The organism is Natronospirillum operosum (assembly GCF_004768465.1).
GTDB classification, from domain to species: domain Bacteria; phylum Pseudomonadota; class Gammaproteobacteria; order Pseudomonadales; family Natronospirillaceae; genus Natronospirillum; species Natronospirillum operosum.
In genome coordinates, this window is sequence record NZ_SRMF01000005.1 from 26,787 (window position 1) to 50,462 (window position 23,676).

At 61.6% G+C, this 23,676-nt stretch carries 23 protein-coding genes; 6 read left to right on the forward strand and 17 right to left on the reverse strand.

The window, feature by feature from the left end:
* Nucleotides 1-122 precede the first annotated feature (122 nt).
* The 11 genes from E4656_RS20640 to E4656_RS12810 form a co-directional block, all read right to left on the reverse strand.
* Complete coding sequence (locus tag E4656_RS20640; RefSeq protein ID WP_135483889.1) at nt 123-566, reverse strand: pilus assembly FimT family protein; 444 nt, start codon at nt 564-566, stop codon at nt 123-125.
* A gap of 322 nt (nt 567-888) precedes the next feature.
* Nucleotides 889-2,121: a type II secretion system F family protein gene (locus tag E4656_RS12765; protein WP_135483678.1), complete on the reverse strand. Its 1,233-nt coding sequence runs from the start codon at nt 2,119-2,121 to the stop codon at nt 889-891.
* Complete coding sequence (locus tag E4656_RS12770) at nt 2,121-4,079, reverse strand: GspE/PulE family protein (RefSeq protein ID WP_135483679.1); 1,959 nt, start codon at nt 4,077-4,079, stop codon at nt 2,121-2,123. Before E4656_RS12770 ends, E4656_RS12765 begins: the two co-directional genes overlap by 1 nt.
* Nucleotides 4,076-4,918 carry a tetratricopeptide repeat protein gene (locus E4656_RS12775; RefSeq protein ID WP_135483680.1) on the reverse strand — a complete coding sequence of 281 codons (843 nt, stop codon included), beginning with the start codon at nt 4,916-4,918 and terminating at the stop codon, nt 4,076-4,078. Before E4656_RS12775 ends, E4656_RS12770 begins: the two co-directional genes overlap by 4 nt.
* 18 nt (nt 4,919-4,936) lie before the next feature.
* Nucleotides 4,937-6,004 (reverse strand): tetratricopeptide repeat protein, encoded by a 1,068-nt coding sequence (locus tag E4656_RS12780; protein ID WP_135483681.1) that lies wholly within the window; start codon nt 6,002-6,004, stop codon nt 4,937-4,939.
* Nucleotides 6,001-6,954, reverse strand: a complete 954-nt coding sequence (locus E4656_RS12785; protein ID WP_135483682.1) for an ExeA family protein — start codon at nt 6,952-6,954, stop codon at nt 6,001-6,003. The genes E4656_RS12780 and E4656_RS12785 overlap by 4 nt, the downstream gene beginning before the upstream one ends.
* A 2-nt stretch (nt 6,955-6,956) precedes the next feature.
* On the reverse strand, nt 6,957-8,537 hold the full coding sequence (locus E4656_RS12790) for a pilus (MSHA type) biogenesis protein MshL (RefSeq protein WP_135483683.1): 1,581 nt from the start codon (nt 8,535-8,537) through the stop codon (nt 6,957-6,959).
* Nucleotides 8,534-8,962 carry a hypothetical protein gene (locus tag E4656_RS12795; protein WP_135483684.1) on the reverse strand — a complete coding sequence of 143 codons (429 nt, stop codon included), beginning with the start codon at nt 8,960-8,962 and terminating at the stop codon, nt 8,534-8,536. The genes E4656_RS12790 and E4656_RS12795 overlap by 4 nt, the downstream gene beginning before the upstream one ends.
* A complete protein-coding gene (locus E4656_RS12800; protein WP_135483685.1) occupies nt 8,955-9,617 on the reverse strand; it encodes a FlxA-like family protein in 663 nt (220 codons plus the stop codon). The genes E4656_RS12795 and E4656_RS12800 overlap by 8 nt, the downstream gene beginning before the upstream one ends.
* Complete coding sequence (locus E4656_RS12805; protein ID WP_135483686.1) at nt 9,614-10,309, reverse strand: hypothetical protein; 696 nt, start codon at nt 10,307-10,309, stop codon at nt 9,614-9,616. Before E4656_RS12805 ends, E4656_RS12800 begins: the two co-directional genes overlap by 4 nt.
* Nucleotides 10,309-11,268 carry a type IV pilus biogenesis protein PilM gene (locus E4656_RS12810; RefSeq protein WP_135483687.1) on the reverse strand — a complete coding sequence of 320 codons (960 nt, stop codon included), beginning with the start codon at nt 11,266-11,268 and terminating at the stop codon, nt 10,309-10,311. Before E4656_RS12810 ends, E4656_RS12805 begins: the two co-directional genes overlap by 1 nt.
* Nucleotides 11,269-11,448: 180 nt before the next feature.
* Between E4656_RS12810 and E4656_RS12815 the strand changes: the two genes are divergently transcribed.
* Nucleotides 11,449-11,922, forward strand: a complete 474-nt coding sequence (locus E4656_RS12815; RefSeq protein ID WP_135483688.1) for a tRNA (cytidine(34)-2'-O)-methyltransferase — start codon at nt 11,449-11,451, stop codon at nt 11,920-11,922.
* Here the strand turns inward: E4656_RS12815 and E4656_RS12820 are convergent.
* From E4656_RS12820 to E4656_RS12845, 6 genes are all read right to left on the reverse strand, one after another.
* Nucleotides 11,897-13,129 carry an FAD-dependent monooxygenase gene (locus E4656_RS12820; protein WP_135483689.1) on the reverse strand — a complete coding sequence of 411 codons (1,233 nt, stop codon included), beginning with the start codon at nt 13,127-13,129 and terminating at the stop codon, nt 11,897-11,899. The genes E4656_RS12815 and E4656_RS12820 overlap by 26 nt on opposite strands.
* A gap of 11 nt (nt 13,130-13,140) precedes the next feature.
* Complete coding sequence (locus E4656_RS12825) at nt 13,141-14,334, reverse strand: FAD-dependent monooxygenase (protein WP_167856056.1); 1,194 nt, start codon at nt 14,332-14,334, stop codon at nt 13,141-13,143.
* Between the two features lie 109 nt (nt 14,335-14,443).
* Nucleotides 14,444-15,850: a glutamate--ammonia ligase gene (gene glnA, locus E4656_RS12830; protein ID WP_135483691.1), complete on the reverse strand. Its 1,407-nt coding sequence runs from the start codon at nt 15,848-15,850 to the stop codon at nt 14,444-14,446.
* 604 nt (nt 15,851-16,454) lie between these two features.
* Nucleotides 16,455-16,916, reverse strand: coding sequence for a protein-export chaperone SecB (gene secB, locus E4656_RS12835; RefSeq protein WP_135483692.1), 462 nt, complete (start codon nt 16,914-16,916; stop codon nt 16,455-16,457).
* A 6-nt stretch (nt 16,917-16,922) separates the two neighbouring features.
* Nucleotides 16,923-17,231 (reverse strand): glutaredoxin 3, encoded by a 309-nt coding sequence (gene grxC, locus E4656_RS12840; protein ID WP_476703734.1) that lies wholly within the window; start codon nt 17,229-17,231, stop codon nt 16,923-16,925.
* Nucleotides 17,195-17,611, reverse strand: coding sequence for a rhodanese-like domain-containing protein (locus E4656_RS12845; protein ID WP_135483693.1), 417 nt, complete (start codon nt 17,609-17,611; stop codon nt 17,195-17,197). The genes grxC and E4656_RS12845 overlap by 37 nt, the downstream gene beginning before the upstream one ends.
* A 370-nt stretch (nt 17,612-17,981) precedes the next feature.
* Here E4656_RS12845 and gpmI point away from each other — a divergent pair, with 370 nt between their 5' ends.
* The 5 genes from gpmI (at nt 17,982) to E4656_RS12870 (ending at nt 23,668) form a co-directional block, all read left to right on the forward strand.
* Nucleotides 17,982-19,520: a 2,3-bisphosphoglycerate-independent phosphoglycerate mutase gene (gpmI, locus tag E4656_RS12850; RefSeq protein ID WP_135483694.1), complete on the forward strand. Its 1,539-nt coding sequence runs from the start codon at nt 17,982-17,984 to the stop codon at nt 19,518-19,520.
* Nucleotides 19,513-20,691, forward strand: a complete 1,179-nt coding sequence (locus E4656_RS12855) for a murein hydrolase activator EnvC family protein (protein WP_135483695.1) — start codon at nt 19,513-19,515, stop codon at nt 20,689-20,691. The genes gpmI and E4656_RS12855 overlap by 8 nt, the downstream gene beginning before the upstream one ends.
* A gap of 70 nt (nt 20,692-20,761) precedes the next feature.
* Complete coding sequence (locus E4656_RS12860) at nt 20,762-22,054, forward strand: S41 family peptidase (RefSeq protein WP_135483696.1); 1,293 nt, start codon at nt 20,762-20,764, stop codon at nt 22,052-22,054.
* A gap of 23 nt (nt 22,055-22,077) precedes the next feature.
* Nucleotides 22,078-22,845, forward strand: a complete 768-nt coding sequence (locus E4656_RS12865; protein ID WP_135483697.1) for a divergent polysaccharide deacetylase family protein — start codon at nt 22,078-22,080, stop codon at nt 22,843-22,845.
* 34 nt (nt 22,846-22,879) lie between these two features.
* Nucleotides 22,880-23,668, forward strand: a complete 789-nt coding sequence (locus E4656_RS12870; protein WP_135483698.1) for a TatD family hydrolase — start codon at nt 22,880-22,882, stop codon at nt 23,666-23,668.
* Nucleotides 23,669-23,676 lie beyond the last annotated feature (8 nt).

Sequence of the window (23,676 nt, forward strand, 5' to 3'; positions counted from 1 at the left end):
CCGTCCCTGGCCGCAAACGGTCTCACAGGGCATGTACCCGGCGGGCGGCTCTTGCACTGCCAATTCAGGCCTTACAAAAAAAGGGGTCATCAGACCCCTTTATGCCTTGATTCTATTGCGTGTTAAACGTCGCAATCACCACCGTCAAACTCACCCATTGCACTGGTAGTAGCAGGGCCGTTGCCGTCGCTTTCGGTGTAAATGAAGCAGAGGTCACCGTCTGCATCTTCGTCTGCAAGGAAGATGGTCAGCTCATCATCATCTACAGCTGTGTCGTAATCGGATGACAGCTGGGCTGCGGCCAGAATGCCGGTGACCGAGGCGTAGCCTTCTTCGAGGTCAATGGTCTCGCCTTCCAGAGTGACAGGTGAGCCACCTGCCAGGAATGCAGAGCGTACGATGCCTGAGGCAGACTGGACGCTACCGCGCGCGCCTTCCATCGAGGCCTCCCGCGCGCTGTCGCCAAAATCCGCAAAGCGCGGCAGAGCGAAGGCAGAGAGGATACCGAGGATGACGATAACCATGATGAGTTCGATCAGGGTGAAGCCGCGATTGCGTTTCTTCATGCTGGGTTGTTGCATACTGCTGTTCTCCAAAATGTGGTCTGTGTGCGTGGCGATTTTGAGCCCGAATGGCGGGGGTGGTACCAGGCGCACGAAATCTTGCCGTCTCTGCCTGTTCTTCTGTGTTGCGTGATCGCAAAGGCGGACGATGGCTGAATGTAAAATTACCTTAAATCGCCGAGTAAACGCAAGCCGGAAGGGCTATCGGCGTTAGATTTTTGGCACTTTTTTTGGGCGAACAACAGTTCGGACCCTTGATTCAAGCGTTTTCGGTACCATCGGGCTGATGCAATGACGGCTGGGCACCGTCGTCAGTCTTCTGACATTACAGGCCGCCGGCGCCGCCGGCGAGATCCCACATGGGCAGGAATATGCCCAGTGCCAGCATGACGACGATGCCGCCCATCATCACGATGAGTAAGGGCTCGATCGACTGTGACAGGGTCTTGAGTTCGTATTCGATTTCCTGATCATAGAAATCGGCCACATCGCGCAGCATGTCGCTGAGGTTGCCGGTTTCCTCACCGACACCAATCATCTGCAGTATCAGGGGGTTGAACATGCCGCTGGTGCGGGCGGTGGCGAGAATGCTCTCGCCACGCTCGATGCCGCTTTGCATGCTGTCGATGCGCCGGCCGATATATTCATTGCCGACGGTACGTGAGGTGATGTTCAGGGCCTGCAGCAGGGGCACCCCGGCATCCAGCATCATGGCGAAGGGGCGGGTGAAACGGCTCATGGCGATGCGTCGGAACACATGGCCGACCAGGGGCAGTCGCAGCAGCCAGCGGTCTTTCTGGTAGCGTCCCTGCGGGGTGGTTATATAGCGGCGCCAGGCGACATAGAGGGCGACCAGACCAGCCAGTATGAACAGGCCGAAGGTGGTCAGGAATTCCGAGGTACGCAGCAGAATGATGGTGAAGATGGGCAAGTCTTCACCCATGCGTTGAAAGACATTGGCGAAACTCGGGATCACCATGAAATTGATCACGACCATGGCGGCGGTAATAGCGAACACGACGAATGTCGGGTAGCGCGTGGCCTGCTTGATCTGGCGCTGGGTGTTCTTTTCCAGTTCCAGGTGATCAATCAGTTGCTTGAAGGCGGTGTCCAGTTGGCCCGTGGTTTCGCCCATGCTGATCATGGCCACGAACAGTGGGCTGAAGACGCGGGGGTGGCGGGACAGGGCGGTGGCGAGGTCGTTGCCGCCGGTGAGGGAGCGGCTGACTTCACGCAGTATATCGCACAGGCGCTTGTTCTGGCTGGCTTCGGCCAGGCCGTTGACGGCGCGCATCAGCGGTATGCCGGAGCGGGTCAGGGCATACATCTGACGGCAGAATAGAATCAGGTCGTCGCTGGTGATCTGGGGCCAGAACAGCTTGCGCCAGTCTGCTGCCTCGTTGCTGCCCCTGGGTTTGCGGTTGGTCGGCTCGATGCTGAGCGGCATGATGTCGAGGCGCTTGAGTTCGTCCGCCGCCTGGTCCATGGAACGGGCCTCAATGATGTCATTCACTGCCTGTCCATCCTGCGTGCGGCCACGGTAGGCGAAATTGGGCATCAGTGATTGTCCTCGCCCTGGCTGCTGTCGTCATCAAGGTCAAGGGGCTGCAGTGACAGCCCGCTGTCCTGGAAGTCCTGGCTGGGCAGCGGCTCGACTGGCTGATCCTGCTTCGGGTCTGCGGCCTGCTCCGACGACGGGGCGGTGGAGGCGGCCATTGAAGCATTGCGGGCGGCCTGGTGGCCGGCGGCACCGCCGTGGCGTACCTTCTGGCTGCCTGCCAGTCCGAAGTCGCGGTCTTCCAGATCGGCGGTAATACGGAACACCTCGGTCAGGTCGGTGATGCCTTCACGGGCATATTCGAGCGCGCGTTCGGTCATATTGACAAAGTAGGGGCTGCGGTTTGCGGCTTCAACAAAGCGATTGGGGTCCTGATCGCGCAGCGCAAACAGCATGTTGTCATCCAGTTCCAGCAACTCATAGACACCGATACGCCCTCTGTAGCCGGTGTTGTTGCACTGGTAGCAGCCCTGCCCGCGGAAGTACTGAACCTCCTCGTCGGGCTCATGCCCCAGATGGCTCAGCCAGATACGCTGCCGGTTGTCCGGGGTATAGGGCTGACTGCAGTTGTCACAGATGCGGCGTACCAGACGCTGGGCAACGATGGCGCGCAATGAGGACGCCACCAGATGCGGCTCTACCCCCATGTCGGCCAGGCGCATGGCACTGGATATGGCATCATTGGTGTGCAGTGTGCTGAGGACCATATGGCCGGTCAGGGCGGCGCGGACACCGACCGAGACCGTCTCCTGATCACGCATCTCGCCGACCAGGATGACATCCGGGTCCTGGCGCAGTGCCGAGCGCAGTATGCGGGCGAAATCGAGTTCGATCTTGGGGTTGACCTGCACCTGCTGGATTCTGGGCAGGCGATATTCGATCGGGTCTTCCGCCGTTATGATCTTGCGGTGTGCCTTGTTGAGCTCGGTCAGGGCGGCGTAGAGGGTGGTGGTCTTGCCGCTGCCGGTGGGGCCGGTGACCAGGATCATGCCGTGCGGGCGTTCGATCTGCAGGCGGAACCGTTCCAGCACGGACGGAGGCATGCCCAGGCCGTTCAGGCTGAGAATGCCGGCGGTCTGGTCCAGCAGGCGCATGACCACCGACTCGCCGTATTGGGTGGGCATGGTGGACAGGCGGATGTCGATGCTCTTGTCCAGAATACGGATATTGAAGCGGCCATCCTGGGGCATCCGTTTTTCCGAGATATCCAGGTTGGACATGATCTTCAGGCGCAGCACCAGGGCATTGGCGGCCCGCTTTTCTTTCATGACCTGTTCCTGCAGCATGCCATCCACACGCAGACGTACCCGCAGGGTTGTCTCGTCCGGTTCAATATGAATGTCGGAGGCACCGGCCTGCACCGCGTCTTCCAGGATGGTCTGCAGCAGCCGCACCACCGGCGCATCCTTGGTGTCGGTCTCACCGGCCAGTTGCGCCAGGTCGAAGTCGCTTTCTCGCAGCTCGGTTTCCAGCTCGCCGGCCAGGGAGGCTATTTCGCCGCTCTTGCGGTAGACCTGATCCAGTGTGGCCAGCAACTCGCTTTCGCGCACGATGGCCGGCTCAACTGTTTTGCCCAGGGTGCGGGCCACTTCGTCCTGGGCCATCAGATCCAGCGGATCCGACATGGCCAGTTGAACACTGTCTTCACGCTCGGCCAGCAGCAGGCAGCGGTAGCGCCGGGCATGGCTTTCGGGCAGCTTGTTGATCAGTTCCGAGTTGAGATTGAACCGACGCAGGTCGAGAAAGGGTATCTGCAGGTGCCCGGCAAGCACGTGCAGCATACGGTCCTCGGCAACCATGCCCATGTCCACGAGCAGGCGCCCGATTTTTTTGCCGGAGTTTTTCTGTTCACCCAATGCCAGCTTGAGCTGACCTTCGGTAATCACTTCTTTTTCTACCAGCAGATCGCCCAGGCGAATTTTCTGTTGTCTGGAGCCGGCTGCGGTGGTCTGGGTCATGGTTCGGTCTTTTCCAGGTGTTCTATGATGGTACGCAGGCGCTGTCGCGCGTACCAGGTGTACTGGTTTTCACCCCGGGTAATGCGGATGAAATAGGTATAGACCTGGCGCGCCTTTTTCCACAAGCGCAGTTCGTCCAGCGAATAGGCCAGGGCGAAATACCAGCCCTGCAGCGGATTGCGGCGGCGCAACATACGCTGCAGCAGGTCGGCAGCCTCTTTATGCCGGTTCAGTTTCTGCAGATTCCAGGCGGTCAGCCAGAGGGCTGAAGCATTGTCACTGCTGGTACCAAAGTGCTTGTCCAGTATCAGCAGGCTTTTGTCGACGCGCTTGTCCATGCTTTGCAGCCAGGCCGTCAGATAACGCATGGGCAGGCTGTCGGGCAGAATCGTCAGACCCTGGGTAATGATCTGGCGGGCTTCATCCAACTTGTCCGCTTCAATGGCGATGAAGGCGTCGGCCGTCAGTTCCTTCTCGGTTTCCGAGGTCATGCTGAAGTCTTCCAGGCGCGGCAACGGTATGGGCGAAGGAAAGGCGCCTTCTGCCATGGCGAGGCTGGCTGCCTCTTCCGGGGGCACACGCAGCAGCGGCACGCCATGGGCATCCACGGGCTGATTGGCCTGCTTGCGGCGATCCAGTACGGCACGGGCCATTGGCAGATGCTGTTCGCTGACAATGATGCGTACCAGTTCGGCATGCGACAATATGCCTTGCTGAATCAGTAAATTTCCCAGCAGCCGTTCGGGGTGCCGGCGCTGTTCTGCCAGGGCGCTCTCCAGCTGTGACCTGCTGATCAGGCGCTTGGCCAGTAATATGTCTCCCAGGCGATCATCGCGCACGCTGTTCTCCTTGTCGGCCTATCCCGACAGTTGTTCCAGGCGTTCCCTCGCATGGCGAACCAGACTGGCCGGCTGACCCTCGGCCTGGTTCAGGTAGGCTTCAAAATAACGTATGGCCTGAGCCGTATCCTGCAAGTGATCATGGCAGATCGCCAGCCAAAGATACCATTCCTGTTGAGGGTTGTCGGCACGACGGAGCAACTCTTCATAGTGACGGCGGGCATCGGCATAGGCACCTACCTTATAATCGGCGTAGGCTCTCAGTTCCAGCTCGGGTCGGTTGAACCCGGGTCGCACCGCGTAGCGCGCCGTTTCCGCGTCACCGTGACGCAGCAGCAGTCGGGCGTAGAACTGACGGACTTCAGTGTGGTCATCCTGCCGCAGCCACTCCTGAATGTACTGCAAGGCGCTCTCCTCATCGCCGCTGGCGAACTGCTGGCTGGCTGCTTCCAGCGCCTCTCGTCTGGCGGTGGCGGAAAAGGCGGCGGTTTCCGCAGGTGCGCCTTGAGTATCTGCCGTCGCGGGCTGAATGGACGAAGGCTGCACGGTGGGCGCTGCCGTGGGGGCATCCCCCTCGACTGCAGACTCTTCCGCTGCCGCGTCTGCAACGGGTGGTGTCAGTGTGGGCAGATCAGCCGTGGTGTCAGCGGGCAGGAGGTCTGAACCGGCCGCCCGGGACGAATCAACGGAGGCAATTGGAATATCGGCTGGGGTATCCGGGGCCGCAGTCGCTACAGCTGGCTCTGCAGCGTCGGTTGCCGGTTCGGGTTGTGCGTCCTCGCTGTCGGCTAGGGTCGGCTCCTCCGGCAGTGTCCGTGTACTGAACGTGGCCGGCTCCGGACTGTTCAGATGACCCATGACCTGCCAGCCTTGCCACAGGATGATGACCGCAAGTACCGCATAACCGGCGCGCATGGTGATTCTCATACCCGGCCATTGCCGTTCGGAGCGGGCGCCGGCGAGCGGGTTGAACCTGGGTTCGGACCAGTCATCGGCATGATCCCAGGGGGCTTCCTTCGGCTCGCCCGTTGGCGGCGGGATCGCGTTCTCGCGCCGCCGCAGCGCCGACGAGACCAGGTTGCTCATGACAGCCACTCCAGAACAGTCGGCGCCTGTCCGCTGAGATTGAGCCAGACCAGCAGTGCGGCCAGTACAGCCAGAGCCACCAGCCCTGCGATGGCGCGGTGGTTGCGGCGGCCAGCCGTGGCGGGTGTGTCATCGGCCGCACGATGGATGTCTTTGGGGGTGATGCGGCGATCGCCCCGGCCATAGGCCGACAGCATGGCCTTGTGACACAGGATATTCAGCATGCGGGGAACGCCCCGGCTGTGACGATAGAGTTGGCGCAGCGCCGCCGGTGAGAACAGCGGAATGCCGTTGTAGCCGGAAGCCTGCAGGCGCGCCTGCACATAGTGCCCCACATGCTCCGACGCCAGAGGCTCCAGGCGGGCATGGAAGCCGATACGCTGGCGGAGTTGCCGGAAGCGATGTTCCGCCAGTACAACATCGAGCTCGGGCTGGCCGAACAGCACTATCTGCACCAACTTGCGGGTCTCTGTTTCCAGATTGGTGATCAGGCGCAGGGCTTCCAGGGTGTCCGGCGGCAGGGCCTGTGCTTCATCAATGATGATAACGGCCGTGCACTCCTGCCGGGTCTGCAGTACCAGGGCCTGCTGAATGGATTCGAACAGGTCGGCATACCGCATGCTGCCGGCGCCGGGGATATCCAGCGCCGAGGCAATGGCCCGCATCAGCCCCAGCGCGCTCAGCATGGGGTTGGGAATATAGATCGGAATAAAACGCTGGGCGCCGTCCTCCACAGTCGCATGCTGGTCGAGGTGGTGCAGCAGCTTGCGGCACAGCAGTGTCTTGCCGGTGCCGACATCACCCACCACCTTGACAAAGCCTTCATTGGACTCGATGGCGAAGCGCAGTACATCAAAGCAGGCCTGATGACTGGCCAGACTGACAAAGCGCTCCGTGTCCGGCGTCAGACTGAAGGGGGCATGGTTGAGGCCGAAAAAACCTTCGTACATGGTCAGCGGTTCAACAGACGTGTGGATGTGTTGCGTATATCTTCCTCAAAGCTGTCGGCATCTGCAATGACGGGGCGCAGCAGAATAATCAGCTCGGTGCGCTCATTGGTCGTGCGCTCCTGGCCCAGCAGGCGCCGCAGCCAGCCTCCGCCTTCTCCCGGCAGGCCACTGCGCAGGCTGGTGATGGAGTTCTGCAGCAGGCCGCCGATCACCACCACCTGGCCATTGTCGGCACGGATGACACTGTCTGTTTCACGGATGGAGGAACTGGCCACCGGCAGATTGTAGGACTCGCCCTGAATGGTGAAGGTGCGGGAAGAGGCGGTCACCTGAACCACGGACGGATGCACATGCAGAATGATCTGGTCGTCATGGGCAATCTGCGGCGTGACGTCGAGAATGATGCCGGAGAAATAGGGCTGCAGCGAGAAGTTGGGGTTGATCTGCTGCTGGCCGTCATCACTGGTGGTGGCGACCGAGCTGACGTTGACGAACTGCTCTTCACTGCCCACCTTGATCACAGCCTTCTGATTGTTGACGGTGGAAATCCGCGGGCTGGACAGCACCTCGACCTCGCCCTGGGTGCGCAGCGCGCTCAGAACAGAATTGAAATTGCGCAGATTCAGGCTCAGATTGAAGGCGCCTCCCAAATCAGGGTCATTGGAACCGGTGTTGCCGGACACACCGGCGCCAATATCCAGGCCACTGACATCACCCACATCCTGGCCCAGAATGCTCCAGTCGATACCGGACTCGAAGGTATCTGACAGGCGCACCTCAAGCACCCGTGCTTCGATGATCACCTGCTGCTGCAGCGCGATCTCGGCTTCGTACAGAAAGTCGCTGATGGCCCGCAATTCGCTTGGCGGGGCCTTGACCACGATCAGTCCTGTCTGGCGATTGATGACCAGTTGTCGGTCGCCGCCCTGACCCATCATCATGCCCAGAGTACTTTCCAGCGTGCCCCAGAAATCAGTCTCGTTGCGGGTACTCAACTGGCCCTGGCTTTCGCCGCCGCCGATCTGGCTGCCGCCAATGCCGGTCGAGGACAGGCCGCTGCGCTGGATATCCAGATAGTTGACCCGGAACATCCGCGTCTGCAACTGATCACCGCTCACCCGGTAGCCGTAGTCGGTGCGCTCGAAGGCAATGCCCAACTGGTCCTGCAGTGCCTGCATCACATCGCGGATGGTGACGTCGCGCAGGCGCAGGCTGACGGTACCACTGACACTGGAGTCAAGCAGGATATTGGTTTGTGCTACCTCGGACAGGTCGTCAAGAAACTGGGCCAGTTCTACATCGCTGGCCGCCACATCAAAGCGGTTGGTCGTCTGGGGGGCGCTGTCCAGCAGCATGGCGCCGAGTTCCGGTGGCGCGGCCGGCGCGGGTTCGCGCGCACGGGCGTCAGGCACCACTTCATCCAGCTGTGACGCCATGCGCTCAGGCGCCGACGGCGTCGAACGAGTCTCGCGCTCCGGGCCATTGCTGCCGCTGCTGGCGCAGCCTGCCAGCAGCAACGACAATACCAGCAAGGGCAGGCCGGAACGGAGCCTGAAACTCGGGGTAGCGTAACAGGACGTCATCGAGTCTCCTCAGAGGGGTTGTCTTTCTGTGGGCGGCCTGGCGCACGCAATTCGAAAGTGGCCCGATTGCGCTGCAACCTCAGGGTATGTGTTTCCCCATCGACGTCAAGGAGTACCTCAGCTTCTTCGATGGCAATGACCTCGGCTTCTCCCAGAGGGTCACCGACCGTCAGCCATTGGCCATTGATCTGGGCGCGTCGAATGCTGGCCATCCGGTAGATCTGCTGCACCTGATATTGTGCCGGATCGAAGGCGGGCTCGGCCTCCGCTGCCGGCGCGCCGGGAGTGGTCGGCAGTGCATCAATGGCCTGCTGCGATGGTGTTGGTCGCATTGGGTCCGACAGCTCTTCAGCGGTCACGAAAGCGGATGCCAGGCTGGCGGCCAGCAGGGCGGCTTGCCAGTGATGATTCCGGTGTTCAGACATCCAGCCAGCCCTCCGCATTGCTCAGCGTATAGAGGGTGAGGCGCAGCCGCCCGGTGGGGTAGCGGTCAATCTCGTAGTGCATGGCACGCCAATAGATCTGCCATTCGGAATTCTCGATGGCCTGAATATAGCGGGCTACCGCATTGAAGCTCCCGTCCAGTTCCATGGTCAGGCCATGGCGGTATACCGCGGTGCGGGTGCCGCCGTTGCGGCTGGTTTCACTGCGTTCGACCGGCAGTGTCTGCAGTCGGCGCAAAGTGAGGTCGTTCTGCTCTTCCAGCAGGCGCCGCAGTACGCGCACCATCTGCTCCGGCGTGATCAGGTTGTCGGTAACGGCAGCGATACTGCTGTCGGTACGGGCAATGTCCGACTGCAGTTGGTCGATACGGGCCTGCAGTTGATCCTGTTGCGGGTTGTCACGCTCGCGGCGCAGGTTGTCGATCTGCTGCCGCAATTGCTGCGCCTGTCGCTCCTGTTGCCGGATATAGTATCGATCATCGTCGCTGGGCTGCCAGCCGGTGAGTGTGCTGACCCCGATCTGGGCCACACCGATGATGGCTGTAATGGTGATGGCGAGCATCCAGGTTTCCCGGGGCTTCAGGCGCTCCAGTTGGCTATTCAGGCGATACAGCCAGGCACGCAGATGGAGCATCATTGCAACAGCCTCTGCAGTTCCGCTGGCAGGTCCAGCTCCAGCGGCAGGTTCAGTTCGGGGCGAGCAGACTGCTGAGGCTGCCTGGGCTCGCCCGATTCGGCCGAGCGTGTTTCCAGGACAAACCGATACTCGCCGGTGTCCGAGGTCATCCGATCCAGATCCAGAACGTCGAAACTGAGCCGGGCCGCCTCGCCTTCGCGCAGACGATCCAGGTAGCGGGGCAGCAGCTCCGCCGCCACCGCCCGGCCGCGCAGGCTGACTCTCACCTGGTCCTGCTCGGGCGGATTGTCCAGGCTGAATGCGGTCAGCCAGACGCCGTCCAGCCGCTGGGTGGACAGCGTGCGCAGGAAGGCATGATAGGAATAGGGCCGGGCACCGGTGCTGCGTTGCAGGTTGGTCAGCAACTGACGTCGTTCGGTTCGCCGCTGCTCCAGCTCACTGATCTCGGCTTCCAGGGCTTCCGTGTTCTGCAGTTGCGGATAGGCCGCTCGAAAGGCTTCCAGTTCTTCCCGGGCGCGTTCGGCATCGGCCTCCGCTGCGGCCAGGACCTGCTGGCGCTCATGGTATTGCTGCTGCTGCCACAGGGTGACCAGTACGGCCACGCAGACTGCCGCTGCCAGCAGCAGCATCAGATGGCCGGCATAGAGTCGGCGTCCGGCGGGGCGATCTGTACAGAGGTTGATCCGTTGCACTATTGGCGTCCTCCGGACCCCAGCCACTGCAAGGCCCCGCCGATGGCCAGCGCATACTGATCGTGATTCTCCAGCTCGGTTTGCGGGCCGAAGTCCAGATGATCGGACAGCGCCAGCGGGCCTGCCTGCAAGCGGAACCGGTCGCTCAGAAAGTCGAACAGGTCGTCGGGCAAGGGCTTGTCCGCCACCAGGCGAAGCTCCTGTAATGTGCCCAGACCCAGTTGAGTCTCGAAATAGTCGAAGGAGCGCTGCAGTTCCAGAGCCAGGGTATCCCGGCGCAGGGTGTCGGGCGCCTCGAGCTGGAGGTCCTGATCCGTCATGGGTTCGGCATTATCCTGTAGAAGGTCGTCCAGTGTCACCGACAGACTGCGATTCAGACAGAGTTCACCCTGATAATTGGCATCAAGAAAGGATTGTTCATGGTCCACCTTCAATATGGCTGTCGCCGGATGCTGACTGCTGTGCTGGCTGAGCGTGCGCAGGGCGGTATCGGCCACATCAATGCTGCGCAGGCGCAGGCCAGCGCGACCGAAGGCGGTTTGTACCGGCTCGGTCTGGTCGCGGCGGGTAACCACGGCAAACGCCATGCGGCTGCGCCCGCGAAAGGCTTCAGTGGGCAGCAACAGAGTATCCACGGCAGCCTCTTCCAGCGGAAAGGAGATGATGTCCTTAACGCGCCAGCGCAGGGCAGAATGAATCTCTTCCTCGGGGACCTCCGGCACATCCACCAGCATCAGTTGGTAGTGGTCGTGCGGCAATACCCAGACCCAGGGTACATTGTGCAGGCGCAGGTCGACAGCCAACTGACGCAGGTGGCCGGCAGACAGTGCCGGCTGCGGGATCTGGCGCAACTGTTCGACTCTGGGCCGGCGTCCCGGAACAACATGGGCCAGCAGCCAGTGATCGCTTCTGGCTTCACAGCCCACAATGCCCGGGTTACTACGGAATAAACGTCTCATCGGACGCTACTGCCTCCGTTTATTGCTCTGTGTGATGTCAGGCGGGCAAATGCATGACAGACTTGCGGTACAAAAATCGGTTGGATTCCCTCTCGTTGTCTGACTGTGTTCGAGATGACAAAATCTTGACCGTTAAACCATAAACACGCCGTTTTGGCAATAGGAGTCGCATCCGGGGTCATGTTCAACCTCATTCTTTACGAGCCCGAAATTCCACCGAATACGGGCAATATTATCCGACTTTGCGCCAATACGGGCTGTTCTCTCCATTTGATCGAGCCGCTGGGCTTCCGGATGGAGGACAAGGCACTGCGCCGCGCTGGTCTCGACTACCACGAGTGGGCGCAGGTCAGGGTGCACCCCAGTTACGACGCCTTTTTGACGGCCGAAGCGCCCTTGCGTATCTGGATGCTGACCACGCGGGCCGAGCATTCCCTGTTCGAGGCCGAGCTGCAACCCGGTGACTGCTTCCTGTTCGGGCCCGAAACCCGGGGCCTGCCGGATGCCGTGCTCGGCCGACAGCGCCCCGATACCTGGCGACGCCTGCCCATGCAGCCGCAGGGGCGCAGCCTGAACCTGTCTAATGCAGCGGCCGTAGTGGCTTACGAGGCCTGGCGACAGATCGGATTCACAGCCCTGCCGCGCGGCGAATAGCGGCGCGCATGAGCTGCGGCTGCCGGTTGAACCAGCGCAGGCCCAGGTTGCGCAGCAGATGCAGGTCGGCGCGCGGGCTGCCGAACAGTCGCTTCAGCCCTTCCATGGCGGCCATGGTTTCCAGGTTCTCACTCTGGCGCGCGCGCTGGTAGCGGCGCAGCAACAGAGGTTCCTCCAGAGGCAGGCCCTGGGTGGCCGCAGACTGCAGGATGTCGGCCAGCGCCGCCGCGTCGCGCAGGCCCAGGTTGGCCCCCTGACCGGCCAGCGGATGAATGCTGTGCGCCGCATCACCGACCAGTGCTGCACCGGTGTGGATGTAATGCACGGCATGGCGCTGCTGCAACGGAAAATGATGCACCCTGCCGACCAGGCCTACAGCGCCCAGTCGGTGTCCCAGACCGGCAGCCAGGCGACGGGTCTGGGTGGCTGCATCTGCCGCCAGGAAGGATGTCGCTGCCGCGTCGTCCAGCGACCAGACAATGGAGCTGGCATGTGGCATCGCCAATGGCAGGAACGCCAGTGGGCCATCGCGGTGGAAGGCCTGGCGGGCCGTCTGGCCATGGGGCAGATCATGCTCGACCGTGGCTACAATGGCGGTCTGCTGATAGCTCCAGTCGCGGGTCTGAAAACCCAGCATGGCGCGGGTCGGCGACCGGGCGCCGTCGGCGATCAGCAGCAGGCGAGTGCTTGCTTCCCGGCCATCCTCGAGCTGAATTCGCCACCGGGGCTCGGCATCACCCTGAGACGCGGGCTCGGCCTGCTCAATGGCGGCCACGCGACAGCCGCTGAGCAGTGTCAGGTCCGGCCATTGTTCCAGTGCCGTCCAGAGCCCCTGCTCGACCACCCGGTTTTCCACGATATGACCCAGTCGGTGCAGGTCGGCGCCTTGCGGGTCAAAGACCAGTTCGCCGCTGCCTTCGGCGTCCCAGACCTGCATATGGGTGTAGGGCGAAAGTCGGTCTGCAGGCAGTGTCGGCCAGACCCCCAGCCGGGTCAGCCAGTCCTGGCTGTGCGGCGACAGGGCACTGACCCGGGCACTGAAATCTTCTGCCGAGGTCACCGGTGGCAGCGCCGCCGGGTCGGGCTGACGCGGGTCGACCAGAGCCACTTGCCAGGGCGACTGGCGCAGACCCAGCGCCAGGCTGGCACCCACCATGCCGCCGCCGATAATCAGGATGTCTGTAGACACCGGTTCCGCCAGGCTCATGTCGATCTCCCTCAGTGATAGCCCATGGCGCGCTGCATCAGGCGGTGACGGACCCCAGGCAGTGCGTTGAGTGTCTGCAGGCCCAGACCGCGCAGGTGCGCAAGCGGGGACAGTTCCGGCGCAAACAGACTCACCAGGCCGTGACAGGCCGCAGCCACACGGGTCTGGTCAGGGCGCACGCTGTCTGCCCAGTGGCGCAGCAGGTCGGTGTCGCCGGGGTCGGTCACAGCGTTCAGGGCCTGACCCAGCGCAGTCAGTGAACGCAGATGCAGGTTGAAGCCCTGGCCAGCCACCGGGTGCAGGGTCAGGGCACCATTGCCAATGACGGCCAGTCGGGGCCGGAACTGTTCATGCAATGCATGTGCGCTCAGCGGATAGTGGGCGCGCGCGGAGAGGGCGGTGATACGGCCCTGATCAAAGCCGAAGCATTGTTCCAGTTGCTCGCGCCAGGTGGCGTCGGACCACTGTGCCGTCGCTTCACTGTGGTGGTGCGGCACCACCCAGACCACGGTCTGGCGGCGGCCGGCCAGGGGCAGCAGGGCGCGTGGCCCTTGCTTGCTGAACCGCTCATAGGCCCATCCTTCGGCAGCACGTTCGCGCTCGATATTGAGTGTGAATGCCACCTGTCGGTAGTCGTGCCGGTGACCCTGCAGGCCTAGCCGGTGCCCCAGGTCGGAACGGCCGCCGTCGGCCAGTATGACCAACTGTGCCGTCAGTTGGCTGTCGTCCTGCAGGTGCAGCCGAACATGGTCGGCTCTGGTTTCCAGATGGGCCACCTGCACCTGATAGCGAATCTCCGCCGCCGAGCCCTGCAGCATGCGCAACAGCGCTTGCCCCAGCAGCCGGTTGGGGGCTACTGCGCCCAGGGCGGGCTCCGCATCTTCGGCTGACAGCGACGACAGACCCCAGTAGCCCTGCTGACTGACCTCTATATGCCGGATGGGACCCAGATGCTGCTCCAACGTGCTGTCGAGGCAGCCCCAGCCTGCGAGGGTTTCGAGGCTGCGCCGGTTCAGTGCCGTACCGCGGTCGTCAAGGCCGGGCGGGCCATCATTACTGGCTGGCGGCGGTGCGGCATCCAGCAGGATGGCCTGTTCCCGCCAGTACTCGGGCAGCGCGCGCAGCATGGACAGGCCGGTCATGCCGCCACCGATAATGGCAACAGCATAGTTGGGGACGGTGGTGTCGGCAGGGGCAGGGCTCATGACCGGTAGCATAGCAACAATGCGCTATGGCGCCCATAGGAGGGGCTGCCGGACAGGCATAAAAAAGCCCCGCAAAGCGGGGCTTTTCCGGCTGTCTGTGGTACAGCAATCAGACGGAGTAGTAGAGGTCGAACTCGACCGGGTGCGTAGTCATGCGCAGCCGCTCGATTTCTTCTTCCTTCAGCTCGATATAGCCGTTGATCATGTCTTCGGAGAAGACGCCACCTTCGGTCAGGAAGGCGTGATCCGCTTTCAGAGCTTCCAGAGCCTGTTCCAGCGAGCTGGCCACGGTCGGAATTTCCAGCGCTTCTTCTGCCGGCAGATCATACAGATCCTTGTCAGCCGCTTCGCCCGGGTCGATCTTGTTCTTCACGCCGTCGAGACCGGCCATCAGCAGCGCTGCGAAGGCCAGGTAGGGGTTGGCGGTCGGATCGGGAAAGCGCGTTTCGATGCGCTTGCCTTTCGGGCTGGCCACATAGGGCACACGGATGGAGGCAGAGCGGTTGCGGGCCGAGTAGGCCAGCATGACCGGTGCTTCAAAGCCGGGTACCAGACGCTTGTAGGAGTTGGTGGACGCATTGGTAAAGGCGTTCAGGGCACGGGCGTGCTTGATGATGCCGCCAATGTAGTACAGGGCTGTCTGCGACAGGCCGGAGTACTTGTCACCGGCGAACTGGTTCACGCCGTCTTTCCAGAAAGATTGGTGAACGTGCATGCCGGAACCGTTGTCACCCACCAGCGGCTTGGGCATGAAGGTGGCTGTCTTGCCGTAGGCGTGCGCCACATTGTGCACACAGTACTTCATGATCTGTACTTCGTCAGCCTTGTTGACCAGGGTATTGAACCTGACCCCGATCTCGCACTGGCCGGCATTGCCGACTTCGTGGTGGTGCACTTCGATGTCCAGACCCATGGCTTCCATGGCATCACACATGGCAGAACGAACATCGTACAGGCTGTCGACCGGAGGTACCGGGAAGTAGCCGCCCTTGACGCGCGGACGGTGACCCATGTTGCCGCCTTCGAACTTGTCGGCTGATGCCCAGGCGCCTTCTTCGGACTCGATGGAGTAGCCGGCACCCTGCATGTTCACATGCCAGTTGACGCTGTCGAATACGAAGAACTCGGGTTCCGGACCAAAGAAGGCAGTGTCACCCAGGCCAGTCGACTTCAGATAGGCTTCAGCGCGCTTGGCGACTGAGCGCGGGTCGCGCTCGTAACCCTGCATGGTGGACGGCTCAACGATGTCGCAGCGCACGATGACGGTACTGTCTTCGGTGAACGGATCCATAACGGATGCGGAGTCATCAGGCATCAGAATCATGTCGGATTCATTGATGCCTTTCCAGCCGGCGATGGACGAACCATCGAACATCTGGCCGGTTTCGAAGAATTCTTCATCGACGCCCTTGGCTGGAATGGTCACATGCTGCTCTTTACCCTTGCTGTCGGTAAAGCGCAGGTCAATCCACTTGGCGTCATTGTCTTTGATCAGTTTCAGAGTCTTCTCTGACATAATACAGGCCTCTCGACTGTTTGGGCCCCAGGCCGGGCCATTGACGTTACACTCCTGATGCGGCTCCCGGAAGGCTGCCTGCACCACTTGTGGGCAATCAAAGCAAGCGCTGTGCCAGACCTCTGGCTGAACTCTTTTTCCGCCGTTGCCGACCGCAGTTCAGGCCCGCCGACAGGCTTCGTCAGAGACCTCGGGGGCAGTGTATATGGGGTTTTCGCAAGGCATGGTCAGGACAGTGCCCGTTTTTCTCCAGCGCCAGCTCTGGCTTGCGGTCAGGGCAGAGAAACGCTTTCCGGTGCCCCTGGCTCCCTGATATTGAACCATTATGGTGCAGCCCTGCACCATGGCAATGCACTGAATGGGTGCAAGGCCCGTTGTGGCGCTCTCAGCGGGCAGAACAGGTCGGCATGGTCAGATTTTGCAGGCTCAGGCCCAGCAGGGCGCTATGGTGCGTACGGCGGTGGGAGGGGCGATCGGCATGAGTGCACTGGTTTGGTGCGTCAGAGGTCTGAGGGGGGCGGGAGGAGATCGGGGGCGGTCGGACTTGAACGGAGCGGCGGGCCCGACCTCTGGCGAGGCCGGACCTGCACGAGTAGCAGGCTTCCTAGTGCGCGGCTTCGGCGTTGCCGCCGGTCGCCTGCTTCTCTTTCTGCTGCTTGTGCAGCGCGTCAAAGTTGACCGGGGCCAGCATGACGGGCGGGAAGCTGCCCTTGACGACCATGTTGTCGACGGTTTCGCGGGCGTAGGGGAACAGCAGGCTGGGTACATAGGCCCCCAGCATCTGATCCAGTTGCTTGTCATCGAAGCCGGCAATGGAGGCAACGCAGCCCTGCTCTACTTCGGCCAGGAAGGCTGTCTTTTCTTCCAGCTTGGCGGTCACCGTCACCCGGATCACCACTTCATAGGCGTCATCAGCCAGTTTGGTGGACTTGGTGTTCAGGTCCACCTTGATCTGCGGTTTCCACTGCTCGCGAAAAATCTGCGGAGCATTGGGTGATTCGAAGGAAGTGTTGCGCGTAAACAGGCGCTGAATACCAAATCGGGTCTTGGGTTGTTCTTCGGCCATAATAGTTCACTCCTGTGTGCGACCCAGCAGGTCGTCGAGTCGTTGTTGTCTTTCCAATTGGAACAGCTCGTCACAGCCGCCGACATGAGTGTCGCCTATCCATATCTGCGGCACGGTGCGGCTGCCTGCCTTTTTCGTCATTTCCGCTCGCAGCGCCGGGGCGTTATCGACCGGGCGCTCTTCAAAGTCCACCTGCTTGCTGAGCAGCAGTTGCTTGGCGCGCATGCAGAACGGGCAGATGCGGGTCGTGTACAGCACAACGGCAGGCGTGCCTGCCATCAGCTTTTTACCAGTGGCATGCGGCTGCTCTGCCACTCCATGACGCCGCCCTTGAGGCGATATACCGGGTCGAAACCGGCCTTGCGCAACTCGGCGCCGGAGGCACCGGCGCTGTGTCCGACCTGGCACACTACAATGACCGGCTTGCCCTTGTATTTGTCCAGTTCACCAATGCGATCTTTCAGCTTGGCGGCCGGAATGCTGATGGCGTGGGGCAGGTGGCCCTTGCTGTAGTCTTCCGGCTTGCGGACGTCGACCACGATGGCGTCCTGGGTGTTGATCAGGTTGGTCGCCTGTTGCGGCGTCAGGGCTTGCCCGCCACGCGAGGTTTCCGACAGGATGACCCAGGCCAGAAAGCCTACCCAGAGGGTGGCCAGGATCCAGTTCTGGCTGACAAAATCGATAAATTCCAGCATCTCGGGTACTCAAAGTCTCAGGCTTGCGGCGAAGAGCGGCGAGTATACACCAACAGTTCGGCGCCATCATCCCCACTGCCTCGAGTCCGGTTGATCAGGCGCCGTCTGTCGACTCGATCAGTTGGCGCCACTCGCTAGATGGCCGTAATGCTAGTAGAATGCGTGGTGGAAATCCCCCTCAAACCGATTTCATTGATGCCATACAGACAATAATGACCACGGGTGTCGGCATGGCCTGGTCAGGCCGCTGGCTGCGGATGCCCCGAGACAACTACAGAATCAGCGGGACGCTGGCAGAGACTGCCCTGCCTTGAAGTGTCCATGAATCTGGTCGGGGGAGTTGAGCTAACGCATGGGAGCAGAGGTCACTATGTCTGCACAGAAAAAAACGGTCGCCCTGATTATTCTGGACGGCTTCGGTTACAGCGAAACATCAAAGTCCAATGCCATTGAACAGGCCAATACGCCGACCTGGGATCGACTGTGGTCCGAGTATCCGCACGCTCTGGTCAAAACCTCCGGTCTGGCTGTGGGCCTGCCCGAGGGACAGATGGGCAATTCGGAAGTCGGGCACATGAATCTGGGAGCGGGGCGAATCGTCTATCAGAATTTCACCCGCATCTCCAAGGACATCGAAGACGGTCAGTTTCCGCACAATGAAGCACTGGTGAATGCGGTAGAGGCCGCCAGGGCAAAGGGTGGCAAGGTCCATATTCTGGGTCTGGCATCTCCCGGTGGTGTGCACAGTCATGAAGATCACCTGATCGCCATGATGGATGTCGCCGCCAAGCGTGGTGTCGAAGTGTGCGTGCACGCCTTCCTGGACGGTCGTGATACGCCGCCGCGCAGCGCGGAAGCCACACTCAAGCGCCTGCAGGCACACGCCGACACGCTGGGCGTGCAGGGTGTGGTGTCACTGATCGGCCGCTACTACGCCATGGACCGCGACAATCGCTGGGAACGGGTACAGCAGGCCTATGACCTGCTGACTCAGGGCAAGGCCGAGATCGTGGCTGCCGACCCGGTGGCGGGCCTGCACGCTGCGTATGAACAGGACAAGGACGACGAGTTCGTACCGGCCACCTCCATCCGCAGCGGTGATGACCCGGCGGTGATCGCCGACGGTGACAGTGTGGTGTTCATGAACTTCCGTCCGGATCGGGCGCGTGAATTGACCCGCGCCTTTGTCGACAATGCACTCGAAAGCGATCTGGATCGCAGCGTGCGTCCGCAACTGGCCGACTTCGTCACGCTGACCGAGTACGCGGCCGACATCAAGGCCTCCTGTGCCTACCCGCCTACCGCACTGAAAAACACTCTGGGCGAATACCTGGCCGACCGGGGCAAGACCCAGCTGCGTATCGCCGAAACCGAGAAATATGCGCACGTCACCTTCTTCTTCAATGGCGGGGAAGAAAAGCAGTACAAGGGCGAGGATCGCATCCTGGTGCCGTCCCCGAGGGTGGCCACCTATGATCTGCAGCCGGAGATGAGCGCGCCGGAAGTCACCGAGAAGCTTACCGCAGCCATCCGCTCCGGCAAGTATGATCTGGTGGTCTGCAACTACGCCAATGGCGACATGGTAGGCCACACCGGCAACATGGACGCGGCCATCAAGGCGGTGGAAACACTGGACTGGGCGCTGAAGGAAGTGACCGACGCCATTATCGACGTGGACGGTCAGTGCCTGATTACGGCCGACCACGGCAACGTGGAACTGATGGTTAACCCGGAAACCGGCGGCGCGGTGACTTCGCACACCGTCTTTCCGGTGCCCCTGGTCTATGTCAGCAAGGACGGCGGTGGCCGCCTGAAGGATGGCCGCCTGTGTGATCTGGCCCCGACGCTGCTGCACATGATGGGTGACGAGCAGCCGGCGGAAATGACCGGTGACAACCTGCTTGGCTGAGGCGCGAACGAGTCGGTTGCGGTGGGTGCTCGGTCGGGCCGGCCGGCACCTGTTGCTGGTGCTGCTGAGTATCGGGCTGGGTCTGCCTGTGGCGCAGGCACAGTCGGTGTCTCAGGCCGATGTTGATGCCCTGGTGGCAGAGATTGAGGCCCTGCAGCAGCGTCTGGAGCGCAACCGGGCCGAACGCAGCCGCATGGCCGAGCGCCTGGAAGCCACCGAGCGTGACATCGCCGACAATCGTCGGCGCCTGGCCAATGTGGAGGCTGAATTGGCCGCCACCGAAGCGGAGTTGGCCGATCTGCGCACCCGTGAATCCGAGCTCGAGGCGCAGCGGCAGGCGCAGGCCGATGACATCGAAACCCTGTTGGTGACGGTCTACAAGAGTCAGCAGCAGACGCCCCTGAAAGCGCTGTTGGCGCCTGATTCGCTGTCACAGGGGCAGCGCATGATGAGCTTTTACCAATACTTTAACGCTGCTCAGGTGGCAGAGTTGCGGGCCTACGAACAGACTTTGACTGAGTTGGCGCAAGTGACCGGTGATATCGAGCAGCGTCAGCAGGATCTGGAAGAACAGAACAGTCGGCTGGTGGAAGAGAACAACAGCCTGCTGCAAAGTCGCAATGAGCGTCGGCAGGTAGTGGCTCGACTGGCTGATGAAATCGCAACGCAGGAAGAAGCCGTGGCGGAAAAGGAAGCGGAACGGGCAGAATTGGAAGCACTGTTGCAGGAAGTCGAACAGGCCATAGACCAGTTCGAGTTCGGTGATGACGATATTCCGTTCGCTGATTTGCGGGGTCAGATGGGCTGGCCCGTTGAGGGGTCGGTCCGGTTACGCTATGGTCAACGCAATGAGCGTACGAATCTGGTGTCCGACGGCATGCTGGTGGCTGCGGATGCCGGCAGTCCGGTGCGGGCCATTCATTACGGGCGAGTGGTGTTTTCAGACTATCTGAAAGGCTATGGTCTGTTGATGATTATTGACCACGGAGAGGGCTATCTGAGCCTCTATGGTCGCAATGAGGTGCTGGAACGCAGCGTGGGTGACTGGGTACGCGGTGGCGACATCATTGCCCAGGTCGGCGATACCGGCGGGTTTTCGGAGCCGTCGCTGTATTTTGAGGTCCGACATCGAGGCGAGCCAACCAATCCGCAGGATTGGCTGGCGCGTTAAAGTACCAGAGTGGCGGATATGCGCCGCCGGAACAGAACCGGCAAGGCAGCCGCAGAATGGGGAGAAGTGAATGATTTTCAAGACACGTTCGGCTGTCAGCCTGCTGGCGGTTTTGCTGTTTGGGTTCGCCATTGGTGTGGGCTCGACAGTCTATGCAGAGCGGCATGTATCCGAAATCAGCAGCTCGCTGCCGGTAGAAGAAATCCGCCAGCTGGCGCAGGTGATTGATCGCATCAAGCGCGCCTATGTCGATGAAGTGGACAACGAAGACCTGATCCGTGATGCCATCAACGGCATGCTGTCAGGGCTGGATCCGCACTCTGCGTTCCTGACGCCAGAAGACTTCTCCGACCTGCAGGAGTCGACCTCCGGTCGGTTCGGCGGGCTCGGTATCGAAGTGCAGATGGAGGACGGCCTGGTGAAGGTGGTATCGCCCATTGATGACACCCCGGCCTACCATGCCGGCGTGCAGTCCGGCGATCTGATCACGCGCCTGGACGGCGAGTCGGTGCAGGGCATGACGCTGAATCAGGCGGTCGATGTCATGCGTGGTGAGCCGGGTACCGACATTACCCTGACCATCATGCGCGGTTCCGATACGCTGGAAATAACCATAGAGCGGGCCATCATTCAGGTCACCTCGATTCGCAGCCGCATGCTGGAACCCGGCTATGGCATGGTGCGCATCAGCTCCTTCCAGCAGAATACAGGCCGTGATCTGGCGCGTGAAATCGCCTCTCTGGAAGAAGAGTATGGCGGTGAGCTGCGCGGCCTGGTGCTGGATCTGCGCAACAACCCGGGCGGGCTGCTGAATGCGTCGGTGGATGTGGCCGATGTGTTCCTGTCCGATAAACTGGTGGTCTACACCGAAAGCCGTATTCCGGACAGTGCGCACCGCTATCATTCGCGCAGCTCGACAGCCTATCCCGACCTGCCCCTGATCGTGCTGGTCAACGGTGGCTCTGCCTCGGCCAGCGAGATTGTCGCCGGTGCCCTGCAGGACCATGGTCGTGCCGTTGTGATGGGTACACAGACGTTCGGCAAGGGGTCGGTACAGACGGTACTGCCGCTGGAAAATCGCAGTGCTCTGAAGCTGACCACGGCGCGCTATTTCACGCCGGCGGGGCAGAATATCCAGGCGCAGGGCATTACGCCGGATCTGGTCGTACGTCAGGGTCAGTTTGCGGTGGACGATGCACCGCTGCGGCGTGAGCGTGACCTGCGAGGTCACCTGCAGACGCTGTCGGAACGGGTTGACGAAGACCCGACGGAAGTCGAAGAGGAAGAGTTGATCAATCGTGACTTCCAGCTGTACGAGGCGCTCAACATGCTGAAAGGCTGGTCCATTCTGCAGCGCAATTGAGCTCTGCAGGCCCTGTGACTGCCATGGGCAAGAGGCTGTGTGCCGGTCTCCTGGGTGCCGTGCTGCTGGCGTTGGCACCCTGGGGCAGCGCCGAATCCGGCCCTGGTCCGCGCATGAGTATCATCATTGATGATCTCGGCAACAATCGCCGCCTCGGTGAGGCGGCCATCAACCTGCCGGGCAACCTGACGTTCTCTGTCTTGCCCGGGCTGGCCTACAGCACCCAACTGGCAGAGATGGCGCATGCGCAGGGCCGCGAGGTGATGCTGCACATGCCCATGGACAACCACAGCCGTCTGCCGCTGGGACCCATGGGCATGACCGTGGACATGAACGAGGCCGAATGGCGTGCTGTGCTGCGCGAGGCTCTGGATGACGTACCGCATGCCAGCGGACTCAACAACCATACCGGCAGCCTGCTGACCGAGCAGGAGAAGCCGATGGCCGTGGTGATGCAAGAGCTCCATGCCCGCGGCCTCTATTTCATCGACTCCCTGACCAGTCCGCGCAGTATTGCCTATGACCAGGCCCGCGTTGCCGGAGTGCCGGCGCTGCGGCGCCATATTTTTCTGGACCATGAACAGACTGACGTCTTTATTACCGAGCAGTTTGAACGGGCGCTGGCTATCATGGAGCGTCAGGGCTGGGTGATCATGATCGGGCATCCCTACCCCGAGACCATCGACTTTCTGTCCTGGGTGCTGCCGTTGCTGGAAGAGGCTGGGGTAGAGCTGGTGACGCCGAGCGAATTGATCGACACCCAGCAGCGTCTGACCCGCCGCGCCCCCTGACCCCGGGGCCGACTCTGTGCAGGAGGTGACCGCCATGGCGGATACCGGTTTCCGTTTTTCCGATACCCATTGTCACTTTGATTTCCCTGCCTTTGATGCGGACCGGCAGGCCCTGCTGGCCGAATGTCGTCGCCGTGCGGTGCACCGCATCGTGATCCCGGGAGTGTCGGCTGTCCAGTGGGCGCATCTGCCCGGGTTGCAACACGACTCGGTTCGACTGCAGTATGGCTTTGGCCTGCACCCCTGGTTTCTGGACCAGCACCGGCAGGAACACCTGCAGGAGCTGGAGCAGATGCTGCGCCACCATCGTCCGGTGGCCGTTGGCGAGATCGGCCTGCATGGCCCGGCCGGGGACATGGAGCGGCAGCTTCAACTGCTGGAAGCCCAACTGGAACTGGCGCGTTATTTCGAACTGCCGGTCATCCTGCATCAGGTCGGTGCACACAATGAACTGGTACGGGCCCTGAAGCGGGTGACACCTGAGCGCGGCGGAGTAGTGCATGCGTTCAGTGGCAGCTCGGAGATGGCGCAGGAATATCGGCGCCTGGGGCTCCATCTCGGTCTGGGCGGGGTGATTACCTATCCGCGTGCGGCCCGCACCCGGCGCGCAGTTGCGGCGCTGCCGGCTGCTGCGCTGGTGCTGGAGACGGATGGGCCGGACATGCCGCTGTGTGGTTTTCAGGGTGTGCGCAACAGCCCGTTGCAGATTCCCTCCGTGTTCAGGATGCTGTGTCAGCTAAGAGGACTGGACCACCCACAGCAATATCACGAGCTGGCGCTGGTGTTGGAGCAGAATGCGAACCGGCTATTTGGGCGGCCCTGAGGCGGACA